Origin of the sequence: Citrobacter amalonaticus (genome assembly GCF_037053465.1) — a bacterium.
Classification (GTDB): domain Bacteria; phylum Pseudomonadota; class Gammaproteobacteria; order Enterobacterales; family Enterobacteriaceae; genus Citrobacter_A; species Citrobacter_A amalonaticus_H.
This window is the reverse complement of the sequence record NZ_JBALIF010000007.1, coordinates 79,266-95,516: the sequence shown is the minus strand read 5'-3', so window position 1 is coordinate 95,516 and position 16,251 is coordinate 79,266. Positions and strand designations below refer to the sequence as shown.

The window sequence follows — 16,251 nt, the reverse complement described above, 5'->3', positions numbered from 1 at the left end:
TTTTTTGAAGTGTGATGTAACTCAATCCGTTACATGCTCGATTGTCTATAGTTTTTTCGCGACGGTTTCTTAACCAACAATAACCAACCCTACGAGGACACAGTTATGTGGAAGCGCTTACTTATCGTTACAGCAGTTTCGGCAGCCATGTCGTCTATGGCTATGGCCGCCCCATTAACCGTAGGATTTTCGCAAGTCGGCTCTGAGTCTGGCTGGCGCGCCGCAGAGACCAACGTGGCGAAAAGCGAGGCCGGGAAGCGCGGCATCACGCTGAAAATAGCCGACGGTCAGCAAAAGCAGGAAAACCAGATTAAAGCGGTACGTTCGTTTGTGGCTCAGGGCGTCGATGCCATCTTTATTGCGCCCGTCGTGGCGACAGGATGGGAGCCGGTACTGAAAGAAGCGAAAGATGCCGACATTCCGGTCTTCTTGCTCGACCGTTCTATTGATGTAAAAGACAAATCTCTCTATATGACCACCGTCACTGCCGACAACGTGCTTGAAGGTAAATTGATCGGCGACTGGCTGATCAAAGAAGTCAACGGTAAGCCGTGTAATGTTGTCGAGCTACAGGGGACCGTCGGCGCCAGCGTGGCGATTGACCGTAAGAAAGGGTTTGCAGAAGCCATCGCCAACGCGCCAAACATCAAAATCATTCGTTCCCAGTCCGGTGACTTTACCCGCAGTAAAGGGAAAGAGGTCATGGAGAGCTTTATTAAAGCCGAGAACAACGGCAAGAACATCTGCATGGTTTACGCCCATAATGACGACATGGTGATCGGGGCAATCCAGGCCATAAAAGAGGCCGGGTTGAAACCGGGCAAAGATATTCTGACCGGTTCTATCGACGGCGTGCCGGATATCTACAAAGCGATGATCGACGGAGAAGCGAATGCCAGCGTGGAACTGACGCCGAACATGGCGGGCCCGGCCTTCGACGCGCTCGAGAAGTTCAAGAAAGATGGCACGATGCCTGAGAAAGTGACCATCACCAAATCGACGCTCTATCTGCCGGATACCGCGAAAGAAGAGTTAGAGAAGAAGAAAAACATGGGCTACTAAGTCCAGGCTCTCCGTAGGCCTGATAAGCGCAGCGTCATCAGGCGCTGGGGTGCCGGATGACGACGCACAGCGTCTTATCCGGCCTACAAACCAACGCCGTAGGCCTGATAAGCGCAGCGTCATCAGGCGTAGGGGGGCCACGCTTTGTTGCAGAGGAAGATCATGACCACTGAACAACACCAGGAAATCCTCCGTACAGAGGGATTAAGTAAATTTTTTCCCGGCGTCAAAGCGCTGGATAACGTCGATTTCAGCCTGCGTCGCGGCGAAATTATGGCGCTTCTTGGCGAAAATGGCGCCGGAAAATCCACTCTTATCAAAGCGTTGACCGGCGTCTATCACGCCGATCGCGGAACTATCTGGCTGGAAGGCACTGCTATCTCCCCGAAAAATACCGCTCATGCTCAACAACTGGGGATCGGGACGGTATACCAGGAAGTGAACCTGCTGCCGAATATGTCGGTGGCAGATAACCTGTTTATCGGTCGTGAACCGCGTCGATTTGGTCTGTTACGGCGTAAAGAGATGGAAAAACGCGCCACCGCGCTGATGGCCTCCTACGGTTTTTCTCTCGACGTACGCGAGCCGCTAAACCGCTTTTCGGTGGCAATGCAACAGATCGTGGCAATCTGCCGGGCGATCGATCTTTCCGCTAAGGTCTTGATCCTCGACGAACCGACCGCCAGTCTCGACACGCAAGAGGTTGAGATGCTGTTTGGCCTGATGCGGCAACTGCGCGATCGCGGCGTCAGCCTGATCTTCGTGACGCACTTCCTCGATCAGGTTTATCAGGTCAGCGATCGGATCACCGTGTTGCGTAACGGCAGCTTTGTCGGCTGTCGTGACACGCGCGAGTTGCCGCAGATCGAACTGGTAAAAATGATGTTGGGACGCGAGCTGGACACCAACGCGCTACAGCGTGCGGGGCGAACCTTGCTGAGCGACAAACCGGTTGCCGCATTCAAAAACGTCGGCAGGAAAGGAACGATCGCCCCGTTCGATCTCGAAGTGCGCCCCGGTGAGATCGTCGGTCTGGCGGGACTGTTGGGCTCCGGGCGAACGGAGACGGCAGAGGTGATCTTTGGCATCAAACCGGCGGATAGCGGCAGTGTGCTGATCAAAGGTAAGCCGCAGACGCTGCGCTCGCCTCATCAGGCGTCGTGTCTGGGCATCGGATTCTGTCCAGAGGATCGTAAAACGGACGGCATTATCGCCGCCGCTTCCGTGCGCGAAAATATCATTCTGGCGCTACAGGCCCAGCGCGGCTGGTTGCGGCCCATCCCGCGCAAAGAACAGAACGACATCGCCGGGCGCTTTATCCGTCAGCTTGGGATCCGCACGCCCAGCGCCGAACAGCCGATTGAGTTTCTCTCCGGCGGTAACCAGCAAAAAGTCTTGCTGTCGCGCTGGCTGCTGACCAAACCACAGTTCCTGATCCTCGATGAGCCGACACGCGGGATCGACGTCGGAGCTCATGCTGAGATTATCCGCCTGATCGAAACCCTGTGCGCTGACGGGCTGGCGCTGCTGGTCATCTCTTCGGAACTGGAAGAACTGGTCGGGTACGCGGATCGAGTAATTATCATGCGTGACCGCAAACAGGTCGCGGAGATCCCGCTGGCAGAATTGTCCGTTCCGGCGATCATGAACGCCATCGCGGCGTAAGGAGACTCTTGTGATGCCCCAATCTCTCCCGCAAACCACGCCGCCAAAACAACGCTTTCGCTGGCCGACGGGCATGCCGCAGCTTATCGCGCTGCTGCTGGTGTTGCTGGTGGACAGCCTGGTGGCTCCTCACTTTTATCAGATAGTGTTGCAGGACGGACGTCTGTTCGGCAGCCCGATCGACATTCTCAACCGCGCCGCGCCCGTCGCGCTGCTGGCGATTGGCATGACGCTGGTGATTGCGACCGGCGGTATCGATCTCTCCGTGGGCGCGGTGATGGCGATTGCCGGCGCCACAACGGCGGCGATGACCGTCGCCGGACACAGCCTGCCAGTGGTGCTGCTGGCGGCGTTAGGCACCGGTGTGCTGGCTGGCCTGTGGAACGGTGTTCTGGTGGCGATCCTCAAAATCCAGCCGTTTGTCGCCACGCTGATCCTGATGGTGGCGGGGCGCGGTGTGGCGCAACTGATCACCTCCGGGCAGATCGTCACCTTTAACTCACCCACGCTCTCCTGGTTCGGCAGCGGCTCGCTGCTGCTGTTCCCGACACCGGTCATTATTGCGCTGTTAACGCTGGTGCTGTTCTGGCTGTTAACCCGCAGGACCGCGCTCGGCATGTTTATCGAAGCGGTGGGGATCAACATTCGGGCGGCGAAAAATGCCGGGGTGAATACGCGGACTATCGTCATGCTCACCTATGTGTTGAGCGGTCTGTGCGCGGCAATCGCCGGGATTATCGTCGCGGCGGATATTCGTGGGGCCGATGCCAACAATGCCGGTTTGTGGCTGGAGCTGGACGCTATTCTGGCGGTGGTGATTGGCGGCGGTTCCCTCATGGGCGGGCGTTTTAATCTGCTGTTGTCGGTGGTGGGGGCGCTGATCATTCAGGGGATGAACACCGGGATCCTGCTGTCCGGATTTCCGCCAGAGATGAACCAGGTGGTGAAAGCCATCGTGGTGCTGTGCGTACTGATTGTGCAGTCACAGCGCTTTATCAGTCTGATTAAAGGAGTGCACGGCCGTGATAAAACGTAACTTACCGTTGATGATCACCCTCGGGGTATTCGTACTGGGCTATCTCTACTGTCTGACCCAGTTTCCCGGCTTTGCCTCTACGCGAGTTATCTGCAACATCCTCACCGATAACGCTTTTCTGGGGATTATCGCGGTGGGGATGACGTTTGTGATCCTCTCCGGCGGCATCGATCTCTCCGTCGGTTCGGTGATCGCCTTTACCGGTGTCTTTCTGGCGAAGGCCATCGGTTACTGGGGGCTCTCGCCACTGCTGGCGTTTCCGCTGGTGCTGGCGATGGGCTGTGCGTTTGGCGCGTTCATGGGACTGTTGATTGATGCGCTGAAGATCCCGGCGTTTATCATCACTCTCGCGGGGATGTTTTTCCTGCGCGGCGTCAGTTACCTGGTGTCAGAAGAGTCAATTCCCATCAATCATCCCATCTACGACACGCTCTCCAGCCTGGCGTGGAAAATCCCCGGCGGGGGGCGTCTGAGCGCGATGGGCTTGTTAATGCTTGCGGTGGTGGTGATCGGCATTTTTCTCGCGCATCGTACCCGCTTCGGCAACCAGGTGTACGCCATTGGCGGGAATGCGACCTCGGCAAACCTGATGGGAATTTCCACCCGTAGCACGACAATTCGCATCTACATGCTGTCGACCGGACTGGCGACGCTCGCCGGGATTGTTTTTTCTGTCTACACCCAGGCCGGTTATGCGCTGGCGGGGGTGGGCGTGGAGCTGGATGCGATCGCCTCGGTGGTGATTGGCGGCACGCTGTTGAGTGGCGGCGTCGGCACGGTGCTTGGAACGCTGTTCGGCGTGGCGATTCAGGGGCTGATCCAGACCTACATTAATTTTGACGGCACGCTCAGCTCATGGTGGACGAAAATTGCCATCGGTATTTTATTGTTTATTTTCATTGCGTTGCAGCGTGGTCTGACGGTGCTTTGGGAGAACCGGCAAAGCTCGCCCGTCATGCGTATCGCCAATTCAGGGCTCAGGAATCGATAGCCGTTTGCCGATGCAGTCCAGGACAGAACAGGCGGTTTTTGCTACAGTGCCTGTTTTATGGCTGGTGGGTTGGATATGGCTTCATTAAAGGATGTTGCGCGCCTGGCGGGAGTGTCGATGATGACGGTCTCCCGGGTGATGAATAATGCAGAATCAGTACGCCCTGCAACGCGTGACCGCGTGTTACAGGCCATCCAGACCCTGAATTATGTCCCCGATCTTTCTGCCCGAAAGATGCGTGCACAGGGACGTAAGCCCTCGACCCTTGCCGTACTGGCGCAGGATACGGCCACGACGCCTTTCTCAGTCGATATCCTGCTGGCCATTGAACAAACTGCCAGCGAGTTCGGCTGGAACAGTTTTTTAATCAACATTTTTTCTGATGATGATGCCGCACGTGCGGCGCGGCAACTGCTTGCTCACCGGCCGGATGGCATTATCTATACCACGATGGGGCTGCGGCATATCACGCTACCTGACGTTCTGTACGGTGAAAATATCGTTCTGGCGAACTGCGTGGCGGACGATCCTGCGTTACCCAGCTATATACCTGATGACTACAACGCGCAGTATGAGGCGACCCGGTATTTGATTGGTGCGGGATATCGTCAGCCATTGTGTTTCTGGTTACCCGAAGGGGCGTTGGCGACCGGTTATCGCCGCCAGGGGTTTGAACAGGCCTGGCGAGATGCAGGCCTGGATCTGGCGCAGGTCACGCAATGCCATATGGCCATGGGCGATGAGCATTACACCGATCTTGCGGATTTGCTGGATGCACAGCTCGGTCGCGGTGACGTAAACGTTGATGTGTTGATTTGCGGCAATGATCGCGCGGCTTTCGTGGCTTATCAGGTATTGCTGGCGAAAGGGATCCGCATTCCGCAGGATGTTGCCGTAATGGGGTTTGATAACCTGGTGGGCGTCGGGCATCTGTTTTTACCTCCGCTGACCACAATGCAACTTCCACACGACATTATCGGGCGGGAAGCTGCATTACATGTGATTGAAGGACGTTCCGGCGGTGGTGAGAAACGGATCCCTTGCCCGCTGCTGATCCGTTGCTCTGCCTGACCGTCAATTACCCCAGTTGCCAGAGGCTGCCCTGCAGCAATGTGGCTTCCCCATGAGCGGCATAGACAGAGAGTTCTCGATCCTCTGGCTGTGGGTAGATTCTGCTGCTCATGACCGCTTCCCCATCATTAATGAATACCTCAATCGATGACATATCGATGAAGATCCTCAGATCAAGAGGTTCATCTTGCGAAAGGGGAATACTGCGATAACCATCTATGTTTTCTTGCGGGTAATATCGCCACAAAATGAGGCGTCCGGACTGATTATCGATATACAAACGCATCCCTGTGCCGAGCTGTAACCCGTAATGCTCTGCATCACTTTTCTGACAATCCCAGCGTAATTGAATTTCGATCGCTTGAGCGTTTTCCAGCAAAATGCATTTGCTGTCGATTGTGCTGGCAGGAACGGGCTGATACTGCTGGCGTAACGACTCGGCTTCCCCCACCGGACGCTGGATGAGTTTGCCGTTGCTCTCAGAGAGCTCTCGCGCCAGCGTCATACAACCTGCCCAACCTTCACGTTTGGATGGCATGGATGATTCCCACATATCCATCCAGCCGATGATGATGCGCCTGCCATCTTTAGCGCAAAAGCTTTGCGGCGCATAAAAATCATGCCCGTGATCGAGTTCGGTAAAAGAGCCAGACTGCGCAAAGATCCGCCCGGGAGACCAGACTCCAGGTATAACTCCGCTCTGAAAGCGATTCCGGTTACGGTATCCTTCTGCCTTCATTCCTTGTGGTGAAAACATCAGGTAATGGTGTTCACCACAACTGAAAAAGTCCGGACACTCCCACATATAGCTTTCACCTGCGTTGGCATGCGCCAGTACGCGATCGAAGGTCCATTCACGCAATGATGCGCCGCGATAAAGCAAGATCTGCCCGGTGTTGCCTGGATCTTTTGCACCTACCACCATCCACCAGCTATTTGCTTCTCGCCAGACTTTAGGATCGCGAAAATGCATAATCCCTTCCGGTGGGGTCAGCACTACGCCCTGTTTTTCAAAATGGATCCCATCCCGACTGGTTGCCAGACATTGCACTTCGCGAATGGCATCATCATTGCCTTCTCCTGCAAGCCAGGTATGACCGGTGTAGATGAGCGATAACACTCCGTTATCATCGACGGCACTGCCCGAAAAACAGCCATCTTTGTCGTCCTTATCGCCAGGTGCCAGCGCAATTGGCTCATGACGCCAGTGGATCATATCTTCACTGGTGGCATGTCCCCAGTGCATCGGCCCCCAGTGTTCATTGAACGGATGATGCTGATAAAACGCGTGATAGCGGTTATTAAACCAGATCAGACCGTTGGGATCGTTCATCCATCCTGCCGGCGGGGCAAGGTGGAAATGAGGATAAAAGGTGTTTCCACGGCGGGCGTGAAGGTTTTCCAGCGCTTTTTGCGCCATCTGTAAACGGGATTGCGTCATCTTGCCTCTTCCTGGTTCAGCAATAATTATCGAATTGTTAACGTTAACTTTTACAAAAATAAAGACCCTTATTTTGTTAATTGTGATGATATCCGCAAATGTTAACGTTAACTATGTCGTTTTGTGATCGATTATGCATGTTGGGGCAAATTCATGACGGTTTTGGGAAAAAGCGGTTTATCAATGTGCGTAAGCCAGATGAAGTTGAGGGAGAAAAATGTCAGCCAAAGTATGGGTTTTAGGTGATGCAGTGGTAGATCTCTTGCCTGAATCAGATGGACGGTTATTGCCTTGTCCCGGCGGCGCACCGGCAAACGTTGCGGTGGGAATTGCCAGATTAGGAGGATCAAGCGGATTCATCGGTCGGGTAGGGGATGATCCTTTTGGGGCTCTGTTGAGAAGAACGCTGCATGCGGAAGGGGTTGATACTTCACTGTTGAAGCAGGATGCATGGCACCGGACATCTACAGTGCTTGTCTCTCTTAATGAGCAAGGAGAGCGTTCATTTACATTCATGGTTCGTCCCAGCGCCGATCTTTTTCTGGAAGCTACTGATTTACCCACATGGCGACACGGCGAATGGCTACATCTGTGCTCAATCGCTCTGTCTGCCGAACCGTCCCGCACCAGCGCTTTTATTGCGATGTCAGCACTTCGACGAGCAGGGGGATTTGTCAGCTTCGATCCCAATATCCGTGACGATCTCTGGCAAGACAAACAGTTGCTGCGCTTGTGTTTGTTGCAGGCACTTCAACTGGCTGACGTGGTCAAGCTCTCAGAAGACGAATGGTTGTTTATCAGTGGCAACGCGCTGCGCGATCGGGATATCCGCGCCCTGGCAACCGAGCATGAAATTACCCTGCTGCTGGTGACGAAAGGGGCTGAGGGAGTGGTGGTTTGTTACCGGGGAGAGGTTCACCACATTGCCGGGATGCCCGTGAAATGTGTAGACAGCACCGGTGCGGGCGATGCGTTTGTCGCAGGATTACTGACAGGTCTCGCTGCTGAGGGCTTCCCGGAGCATAAGGGCGAATTACTGCACATTATTGAACTCGCTCAACGCTGCGGAGCGCTGGCGGTAACGGCGAAAGGGGCGATGACAGCACTGCCGCGCCGACAAGAACTGGAACGGTATAAGTGATCAGCGAGGCCGGTTTTGCCTCTGAACAGGACGTGATTTTTGTTAACGACAGGCAGGTAATTATGGTACTGAAGATTCCATTCAGAAATGCGTACTATCGTTTTGCATCCAGTTACTCATTTCTCTTTTTTATTTCCTGGTCACTGTGGTGGTCGTTATATGCCATTTGGCTGAAAGGGCATCTGGGTTTAACAGGGACTGAATTAGGGACACTTTATTCAGTCAACCAGTTTACCAGCATGCTGTTTATGGTGGCCTACGGCATTATTCAGGATAAGCTTGGATTGAAGAAACCCCTTATCTGGTGCATGAGTTTTATCCTCATCCTGACCGGACCGTTCATGATTTACGTTTACGAACCTCTCCTGCAAAGCCATTTTTCTGTGGGGCTGGTTCTGGGATCGCTCTTTTTTGGCCTCGGGTATCTGGCGGGCTGCGGACTGCTTGACAGTTTCACCGAAAAAATGGCGCGAAGTTATCATTTTGAATATGGAACAGCCCGTGCCTGGGGATCATTTGGTTATGCCATTGGTGCATTTTTCGCTGGCATCTTTTTCAGCATTAATCCCCATATCAACTTTTGGCTGGTCTCACTCTTTGGCGTCATGTTTATGATGATCAACATGCGTTTTAGTGATGGGGAGCAACAGTGCGTAACGGCGGAAGCCGGAGGTGTAAAAAAAGAGGATTTTATTGCGGTCTTCAAAGATCGTAACTTCTGGATCTTCGTGGTGTTTATTGTGGGGACGTGGTCCTTCTATAACATTTATGATCAACAGCTCTTTCCGGTGTTTTATGCGGGTCTGTTCGAATCACACGATGTTGGAACGCGCGTATATGGATATCTGAACTCGTTCCAGGTCGTACTTGAAGCGCTGTGCATGGCGACTATTCCCTTTTTTGTGAATCGGGTAGGGCCAAAAAATGCATTACTTATCGGCGTGGTGATTATGGCGCTCCGTATCCTCTCGTGCGCATTGTTCGTCAATCCCTGGATTATTTCGCTGGTGAAGCTCCTGCATGCTATTGAAGTTCCACTTTGCGTTATCGCCGTATTCAAATACAGCGTAGCGAACTTCGATAAGCGACTGTCATCGACAATCTTTCTGATTGGTTTTCAAATTGCCAGTTCATTAGGGATAGTGTTGCTTTCAACCCCAATAGGGATTCTCTTTGACCTAGCAGGCTACCAGAGCGTGTTTTTCGCCATCTCGGGTATCGTCTGCTTGATGTTACTTTTTGGTCTTTTCTTCCTGAGTAAAAAGCGCGAGCTTTCCGCGCCGGAACCTTCGCTGAATTCAGCGATATAGGCGTAAACTTTTTCCGGTTGTTGTCGATAGTTTCTGTATATCCTTCAACCGGAAAATAACAATGCCAACATCTCTCTCCCTACGAAATACACTGCTGGTTTTATTGTCGCTGACTACCCTCTTGCTGCTGTTTACGGGCGGGATGGGAATTTACGCCTCCACCCGTATTATCACTTCCTGGAGCTATTATGGGGTGATGACCGCTTCGACGCTGACCGCGATTGCCCTGCTGGCCGTGGTCTGGTTGATGCTGCGTAACAAACTTTTGAAGCCCCTTGATAAGGTCGTTGAGCAACTCGAACGCCTGGCGACGGGGGATTTGTCGGCAGCGGAAAGTCGTTATGCCAGCAGTGAGTTTAATCGTCTACAGGCCGCGCTCGAAGGAATGCGCGCAGCGTTGAGTGAATCGGTCAGACGCGTGCGAGACGCTAGCGCGCAGATTGACACCGGTAGCCGGGAGCTGACGGCTGGCAACATCCATCTGGCGACACGCACCGAATCGACCGCGACTTCGCTGGAGCAAACCGCCGCCAGTATGGAGGAACTGACCGCGACGGTTAAACAGAATGCGGAAAACGCCGATCAGGCCCATCAACTGGCGAAGTCGGTCTCGGATACTGCCGATCGCGGTAGTGAAATGGTCTGTTATGTGATTGAAAAAATGCGCGATATTTCCGGTAGTGCTAACCGTATCGGCGATATTCTCGGTGTCATTGACGGGATTGCGTTCCAGACCAATATTCTGGCGCTGAATGCGTCCGTCGAAGCGGCGCGCGCGGGCGAGCAGGGGCGTGGTTTCGCCGTCGTCGCGGGTGAAGTGCGCAATCTGGCCAGCCGTAGCGCGGAAGCGGCAAAAGAGATCCGTACGCTTATCGGCGACTCACAGGCGCAGGTGGGCGAGGGTAGCGATTTGGCGATGCAGGCCGGTGAAACGATGGATGAGATTGCCAGCGAAGTGATGCGCATGACAAAGCTGATGCGGGAAATTGCCAGCGCGTCGCAGGAGCAGAGTCGGGGTATCGAACAGGTGAATATCGCGGTAAGCCAGATGGATGAGACGGCGCAGCAGAACGCGGCGTTAGTGCAGCAGTCATCCGCAGCGACCCGTTCCCTGGAAGAACAGTCTCATGCGCTTATTGAAGCGATGGCCGCGTTTAAATTGCAGACGGCCTGAACAGGTCAAAGGTATACAGCACCGATTCGTAGGCCGGATAAGCGCCAGCGCCATCCGGCAGAGGTATTACAGCACCGATTCGTAGGCCGGATAAGCGTCAGCGCCATCCGGCAGAGGTATTACAGCACCGATTCGCAGGCCGGATAAGCGTTAGCGCCATCCGGCAACGATTTTACGCGTCCGGGAATTCCCGGATAAAACGTTCGACATCTTCAACCATATGGTTGTTGCCGACGAAGAACGAGCGACGCTGGTGCAGGCTTTCCGGAATAATATCCAGAATGCGCTCTTTCCCGTCGCTCGCCTTACCGCCCGCTTGCTCGGCGAGGAACGCCATTGGGTTGCACTCGTACAGCAGACGCAGTTTGCCGTCCGGGTGGCTGGCAGTGCTTGGGTAGAGGTAAATCCCACCTTTCAGCAGGTTACGATGGAAATCGGCAACCAGGGAACCAATATAGCGTGAGGTATACGGGCGCTGGGTGGATTTATCTTCTTCCTGACAGAACTTGATGTACTTCTTCACCCCGTTCGGGAATTTGATGTAGTTGCCTTCGTTGATGGAGTAGGTATTGCCTTTCTCCGGGAAGCGCATACGTTCCTGGCACAGGCAAAACACACCCAGCGACGGATCGTAGGTGAAGGCGTGAACGCCACAACCGGTGGTGTACACCAGCATGGTGGACGAACCGTAAACCACATAACCCGCAGCAACCTGTTTATTGCCTGGTTGTAGGAAATCTTCTTCGGTTACCGGCGTGCCGACGGGCGTCACGCGGCGGTAGATAGAGAAAATGGTCCCGACAGAGACGTTAACATCGATGTTGGACGAGCCATCCAGTGGATCCATCAGCACCACGTATTTCGCGTGTTCACAGCCTTCGAAAACGACAATTTCATCTTCTTCTTCAGAGGCAATGCCCGCAACAATATCGCGCGCTCTGAGTGCAGCTTTCAGTTTTTCGTTCGCAAACAGGTCGAGCTTCTGCTGAACCTCGCCCTGTACGTTTTCAGCACCGCTGGCACCCAGGATATCGACCAGACCGGCCTTATTGATATCGCGGTGGATGATCTTGGCGCCCAGCTTTATTGCCGACAACAAAGCAGTGAGCTCACCCGTAGCATGAGAAAACTCGTGCTGCTTTTCGACAATAAATTCACCTAACGTTTTCATAACACTTTCCCTGCAATTAATATGGAGTAAAGCGACCGTAACAATCTTAACAAATATTTCAGGGGCCGCGCTCAGGTGAATCGCGCCAGCAAACTACGGATTATCCTGAAATGCGTTTCTCACTTGCCTGACATATGCGTAAAATGCCCCCTGGGTTAATTTAGGATAGTGACGTATGCGCATTCATATATTGGGAATTTGTGGCACGTTCATGGGCGGCCTGGCAATGCTGGCGCGCTCGCTCGGTCATGAGGTAACGGGTTCGGACGCCAATGTGTATCCGCCGATGAGCACCTTACTTGAGAACCAGGGCATCTCTCTGATTCAGGGTTATGACCCCAGCCAGCTTGATCCTCAGCCGGACTTGGTGATCATCGGTAACGCCATGACCCGTGGAAATCCATGCGTTGAGGCGGTACTGGAGAAGAACATTCCGTTCATTTCTGGCCCGCAGTGGCTGCATGATTTCGTGCTGCGCGATCGCTGGGTATTGGCCGTGGCGGGAACGCACGGTAAAACCACCACCGCAGGTATGGCGACCTGGATTCTGGACGTCTGTGGTTACAAGCCGGGGTTTGTGATTGGTGGCGTGCCGGGCAACTTCGACGTCTCTGCCCGTCTGGGGGAAAGCAACTTCTTCGTGATTGAAGCGGATGAGTATGACTGCGCCTTCTTCGATAAGCGTTCCAAGTTTGTGCATTACTGCCCGCGTACGCTGATCCTCAATAACCTTGAGTTTGACCACGCCGATATCTTTGACGATCTGAAAGCTATCCAGAAACAGTTCCACCATCTGGTTCGTATCGTACCGGGTCAGGGACGCATCATTTGGCCGGAACATGACATCAACCTGAAGCAGACCATGGCGATGGGATGCTGGAGTGAACAGGAGCTGGTGGGGGAACAGGGTCACTGGCAGGCGAAAAAACTGAACGTTGACGCGTCTGAATGGGAAGTGTGGCTGGACGGCGAAAAAGTGGGCGAAGTGAAATGGTCACTGGTCGGTGAGCACAACATGCATAACGGTTTGATGGCGATTGCCGCGGCCCGTCATGTTGGCGTTCAGCCGGAAGATGCGGCTAATGCGCTGGGGACGTTCATCAACGCCCGTCGTCGTCTTGAACTGCGCGGTGAAGCCAACGGCGTCACGGTGTATGACGATTTTGCCCATCACCCGACAGCGATTCTGGCAACGCTTGCGGCGCTTCGCGGCAAGGTAGGCGGTACGGCACGCATCATCGCCGTGCTGGAGCCGCGCTCTAACACCATGAAAATGGGGCTGTGCAAAGACGATCTGGCGCCGTCATTAGGCCGTGCGGATGAAGTGTATCTGCTGCAGCCGCCGCATATTCCGTGGCAGGTGGCAGAAGTGGCGGAAGCCTGCATCCAGCCAGCACACTGGAGTGGTGATGTCGACGCGCTGGCCGATATGGTGGTGAAAACGGCGCAGCCTGGCGATCACATTCTGGTGATGAGTAACGGCGGGTTTGGCGGCATTCACCAAAAACTACTGGACGGTCTGGCGAAAAAAGCCGCAGCGAAAGCAGAAGAGTAAGAAAAAAGCCCGGTGGCGCTGACGCTTACCGGGCCTACGGTTATGATCTTGTAGGCCGGATAAGACGTTATGCGTCGTCATCCGGCACTTTGTCGATGGTTCATCTAATTCTGTAGGCCGGATAAGACGCTTTGCGTCGTCATCCGGCACTTTGTCGATGGTTCATCTAATTCTGTAGGCCGGATAAGACGCTATGCGTCGTCATCCGGCGTTCCCGACGCGAGAAGTTACGCCTCGTTTTCTGCCAGTTCACGCAGATACTGGAAGATCTGACGCGCGGATTTCGGCGGCTTATTCCCTTCCTTCTCTTTTTTAGCGTTACGGATCAGCGAACGAAGCTGCTGGCGATCGGCGTGCGGCCACAGGTTCAGCACCTCTTCAATCGCGTCATCCCCTTCGACGATCAGTCTGTCGCGCAGATACTCAAGCTTGTGAAACAGCACCACCTGTTGGTTATGGCGGTTTTTCAGCTTGTCCAGCGCCTGGCGGATGGGCTCCACGTCGCGTTGACGCAGCATTTTACCAATCAGTTGTAGCTGGCGGCGGCGTCCTTCCATTTTGATACGCTGCGCCAGCTCAATGGCGGCACGCAGATCCGCATCAAGCGGGATTTTATCCAGCGCGTTTTTTCCCAGATCCACAATTTCCGCGCCCAGGCGTTTCAGCTCCTCGGCGTCGCGTTTAATTTCACTTTTGCTGACCCAGATAATTTCATCGTCTTCGTCTTCGATGTCATCACCGGGAACGTCGTCGAGCCAGTCTTCGGGCTGCTTTGTCATGTCAGGCTCCTTAAAAAAAGAGGCTAATGTTACCAGTTAAGATGCGCACTGAAAAACGGTTCTCTGTTAGACTTCAGAGAAACTCTCTCTACATTATGGCATTTGCGATGAAAGTAATCTCACAAGTTGAAGCGCAGCGTAAGATTCTGGAAGAAGCAGTCTCGACAGCGCTGGAGTTAGCCTCAGGCAAATCGGACGGGGCGGAAGTCGCCGTAAGCAAGACGACCGGCATCAGTGTAAGCACCCGTTATGGTGAAGTGGAGAATGTCGAATTCAATAGCGATGGCGCGCTGGGGATTACCGTTTATCACCAGAACCGCAAAGGCAGCGCCTCATCAACCGATTTAAGCCCACAGGCGATTGCCCGAACCGTTCAGGCGGCGCTGGATATTGCGCGCTATACCTCCTCGGATCCTTGTGCCGGTGTGGCAGACAAAGAACTGCTGGCGTTTGATGCGCCGGATTTGGATCTGTTCCATCCGTCGGAGATTTCGCCGGACGACGCCATCGAACTGGCGGCGCGTGCGGAGCAGGCCTCTTTGCAGGCCGACAGGCGTATTACCAATACTGAAGGCGGCAGTTTTAACAGCCATTACGGTATTAAAGTGTTCGGCAACAGTCATGGCATGTTGCAGGGCTATTGCTCGACTCGCCATTCGCTTTCCAGTTGTGTGATTGCGGAAGAGAACGGCGACATGGAGCGCGATTATGCCTATACCATTGGCCGCGCGATGGGTGACCTGCAAACGCCGGAATGGGTCGGCGCGGACTGTGCTCGCCGCACGTTATCCCGCCTGTCGCCGCGTAAACTCTCAACGATGAAAGCGCCGGTGATTTTTGCCAATGAAGTGGCGACCGGGCTGTTTGGTCATCTGGTTGGCGCAATTGCGGGCGGTTCGGTGTACCGCAAATCCACCTTCCTGCTGGATTCGCTGGGTAAACAAATTCTGCCTGAATGGCTGACCATTGAAGAGCATCCGCACCTGCTGAAAGGGCTGGCCTCATCGCCATTCGACAGCGAAGGGGTGCGCACGGAACGTCGGGATATTGTGAAAGATGGCGTACTGACCCAGTGGCTGTTGACCAACTATTCCGCGCGCAAGCTGGGGCTGAAAAGCACCGGTCATGCGGGTGGCATCCATAACTGGCGCATTGCCGGGCAGGGGCTGAACTTTGAGCAGATGCTCAAAGAGATGGGCACCGGACTGGTGGTCACTGAACTGATGGGGCAGGGGGTGAGCGGTATTACCGGGGATTACTCCCGTGGCGCGGCGGGTTTCTGGGTCGAAAACGGGGAAATTCAATATCCGGTGAGCGAAATTACCATTGCCGGAAATTTAAAAGAGATGTGGCGCAATATTGTTACGGTAGGTAACGATATTGAAACGCGGAGTAATATACAGTGTGGTTCAGTTCTGTTACCGGAGATGAAAATCGCCGGGCAATAATCCTAAAAAGCGCGAGAAATCGCGCTTTTTTAAAAATGTAAAAGTAGGCCATATTCGTCTTGAATATAGCCGCATGTAAGCTATGATTTATTGTCACAATCCAATTAAGTGACTGTTTTTACTTGAAGTGGTATTTAATTTTGTTGTAATTAATGGTTGGTGTTGATTCTTTTGTTAAAAACTGGTTCTGTATTTGTGCGGTAATCTCTTCTTTGTTGTTAATGTAATTATCCTGAATTTTCCTAATATTCTTTCAGATTCCAATATTCCGATCCTTTTTTGGACTGTGCAGATATTGTCACAAATGTTGTAGACATTGAAAATAAGGTTATTACACACTTTTACATGTAGTAATGAAATGCTGATTAAATGTGTACAATTAATTCATGGCGCGAATCAATTGTACG

The 16,251-nt window shown here is 53.5% G+C and carries 13 protein-coding genes; 10 read left to right on the top strand and 3 right to left on the bottom strand.

Annotation, left to right across the window (positions count from 1 at the left end):
* The first annotated feature begins 105 nt into the window (after positions 1 to 105).
* From ytfQ to WB371_RS13500, 5 genes are all read left to right on the top strand, one after another.
* Positions 106 to 1,062 (top strand): galactofuranose ABC transporter substrate-binding protein YtfQ, encoded by a 957-nt coding sequence (gene ytfQ / locus WB371_RS13520; protein ID WP_336220583.1) that lies wholly within the window; start codon positions 106 to 108, stop codon positions 1,060 to 1,062.
* Between the two features lie 162 nt (positions 1,063 to 1,224).
* A complete protein-coding gene (gene ytfR, locus WB371_RS13515) occupies positions 1,225 to 2,727 on the top strand; it encodes a galactofuranose ABC transporter, ATP-binding protein YtfR (RefSeq protein ID WP_336220582.1) in 1,503 nt (500 codons plus the stop codon).
* Positions 2,728 to 2,740: 13 nt separating this feature from the next.
* Positions 2,741 to 3,763, top strand: coding sequence for a galactofuranose ABC transporter, ATP-binding protein YtfT (gene ytfT, locus WB371_RS13510; protein ID WP_336220581.1), 1,023 nt, complete (start codon positions 2,741 to 2,743; stop codon positions 3,761 to 3,763).
* A complete protein-coding gene (gene yjfF, locus WB371_RS13505; protein WP_336220580.1) occupies positions 3,750 to 4,754 on the top strand; it encodes a galactofuranose ABC transporter, permease protein YjfF in 1,005 nt (334 codons plus the stop codon). Before ytfT ends, yjfF begins: the two co-directional genes overlap by 14 nt.
* Positions 4,755 to 4,829: 75 nt before the next feature.
* Positions 4,830 to 5,825, top strand: a complete 996-nt coding sequence (locus WB371_RS13500) for a LacI family DNA-binding transcriptional regulator (RefSeq protein ID WP_336220579.1) — start codon at positions 4,830 to 4,832, stop codon at positions 5,823 to 5,825.
* Positions 5,826 to 5,832: 7 nt separating this feature from the next.
* Here the strand turns inward: WB371_RS13500 and cscA are convergent, their stop codons facing one another.
* Positions 5,833 to 7,266, bottom strand: a complete 1,434-nt coding sequence (cscA, locus tag WB371_RS13495; RefSeq protein WP_336220578.1) for a sucrose-6-phosphate hydrolase — start codon at positions 7,264 to 7,266, stop codon at positions 5,833 to 5,835.
* A 217-nt stretch (positions 7,267 to 7,483) separates the two neighbouring features.
* Between cscA and WB371_RS13490 the strand changes: the two genes are divergently transcribed.
* From WB371_RS13490 to WB371_RS13480, 3 genes are all read left to right on the top strand, one after another.
* Positions 7,484 to 8,407 carry an aminoimidazole riboside kinase gene (locus tag WB371_RS13490; RefSeq protein WP_336220577.1) on the top strand — a complete coding sequence of 308 codons (924 nt, stop codon included), beginning with the start codon at positions 7,484 to 7,486 and terminating at the stop codon, positions 8,405 to 8,407.
* A gap of 62 nt (positions 8,408 to 8,469) precedes the next feature.
* A complete protein-coding gene (locus WB371_RS13485; RefSeq protein WP_336220738.1) occupies positions 8,470 to 9,717 on the top strand; it encodes an oligosaccharide MFS transporter in 1,248 nt (415 codons plus the stop codon).
* A gap of 61 nt (positions 9,718 to 9,778) precedes the next feature.
* A complete protein-coding gene (locus WB371_RS13480; protein WP_336220576.1) occupies positions 9,779 to 10,891 on the top strand; it encodes a methyl-accepting chemotaxis protein in 1,113 nt (370 codons plus the stop codon).
* Positions 10,892 to 11,063: 172 nt separating this feature from the next.
* Here WB371_RS13480 and fbp read toward each other — a convergent pair whose 3' ends face one another.
* The gene (gene fbp, locus WB371_RS13475) at positions 11,064 to 12,062 is read right to left on the bottom strand and encodes a class 1 fructose-bisphosphatase (protein WP_336220575.1); all 999 of its coding nucleotides are present in this window, start codon (positions 12,060 to 12,062) and stop codon (positions 11,064 to 11,066) included.
* Positions 12,063 to 12,237: 175 nt separating this feature from the next.
* On the opposite strand from fbp, the gene mpl reads away from it, so the two are divergent.
* Positions 12,238 to 13,617, top strand: coding sequence for a UDP-N-acetylmuramate:L-alanyl-gamma-D-glutamyl-meso-diaminopimelate ligase (gene mpl / locus WB371_RS13470; protein WP_336220574.1), 1,380 nt, complete (start codon positions 12,238 to 12,240; stop codon positions 13,615 to 13,617).
* A 227-nt stretch (positions 13,618 to 13,844) separates the two neighbouring features.
* On the opposite strand, the gene yjgA is transcribed toward mpl, so the two are convergent.
* Entirely contained in the window at positions 13,845 to 14,396 is a 552-nt protein-coding gene (gene yjgA, locus WB371_RS13465; RefSeq protein ID WP_336220573.1) for a ribosome biogenesis factor YjgA, read from the bottom strand.
* A 95-nt stretch (positions 14,397 to 14,491) separates the two neighbouring features.
* Between yjgA and pmbA the strand changes: the two genes are divergently transcribed.
* Entirely contained in the window at positions 14,492 to 15,844 is a 1,353-nt protein-coding gene (gene pmbA, locus WB371_RS13460) for a metalloprotease PmbA (protein WP_336220572.1), read from the top strand.
* Positions 15,845 to 16,251 lie beyond the last annotated feature (407 nt).

What these genes read in the sequence shown, in the direction of transcription:
- cscA (WP_336220578.1), bottom strand. Translation starts at nt 7,266, where the DNA reads ATGACGCAATCCCGTTTACAGATGGCGCAAAAAGCGCTGGAAAACCTT.
- WB371_RS13485 (WP_336220738.1), top strand. Translation starts at nt 8,470, where the DNA reads ATGGTACTGAAGATTCCATTCAGAAATGCGTACTATCGTTTTGCATCC.
- ytfQ (WP_336220583.1), top strand. Translation starts at nt 106, where the DNA reads ATGTGGAAGCGCTTACTTATCGTTACAGCAGTTTCGGCAGCCATGTCG.
- pmbA (WP_336220572.1), top strand. Translation starts at nt 14,492, where the DNA reads ATGGCATTTGCGATGAAAGTAATCTCACAAGTTGAAGCGCAGCGTAAG.
- ytfT (WP_336220581.1), top strand. Translation starts at nt 2,741, where the DNA reads ATGCCCCAATCTCTCCCGCAAACCACGCCGCCAAAACAACGCTTTCGC.
- WB371_RS13490 (WP_336220577.1), top strand. Translation starts at nt 7,484, where the DNA reads ATGTCAGCCAAAGTATGGGTTTTAGGTGATGCAGTGGTAGATCTCTTG.
- mpl (WP_336220574.1), top strand. Translation starts at nt 12,238, where the DNA reads ATGCGCATTCATATATTGGGAATTTGTGGCACGTTCATGGGCGGCCTG.
- WB371_RS13480 (WP_336220576.1), top strand. Translation starts at nt 9,779, where the DNA reads ATGCCAACATCTCTCTCCCTACGAAATACACTGCTGGTTTTATTGTCG.
- WB371_RS13500 (WP_336220579.1), top strand. Translation starts at nt 4,830, where the DNA reads ATGGCTTCATTAAAGGATGTTGCGCGCCTGGCGGGAGTGTCGATGATG.
- ytfR (WP_336220582.1), top strand. Translation starts at nt 1,225, where the DNA reads ATGACCACTGAACAACACCAGGAAATCCTCCGTACAGAGGGATTAAGT.
- fbp (WP_336220575.1), bottom strand. Translation starts at nt 12,062, where the DNA reads ATGAAAACGTTAGGTGAATTTATTGTCGAAAAGCAGCACGAGTTTTCT.
- yjgA (WP_336220573.1), bottom strand. Translation starts at nt 14,396, where the DNA reads ATGACAAAGCAGCCCGAAGACTGGCTCGACGACGTTCCCGGTGATGAC.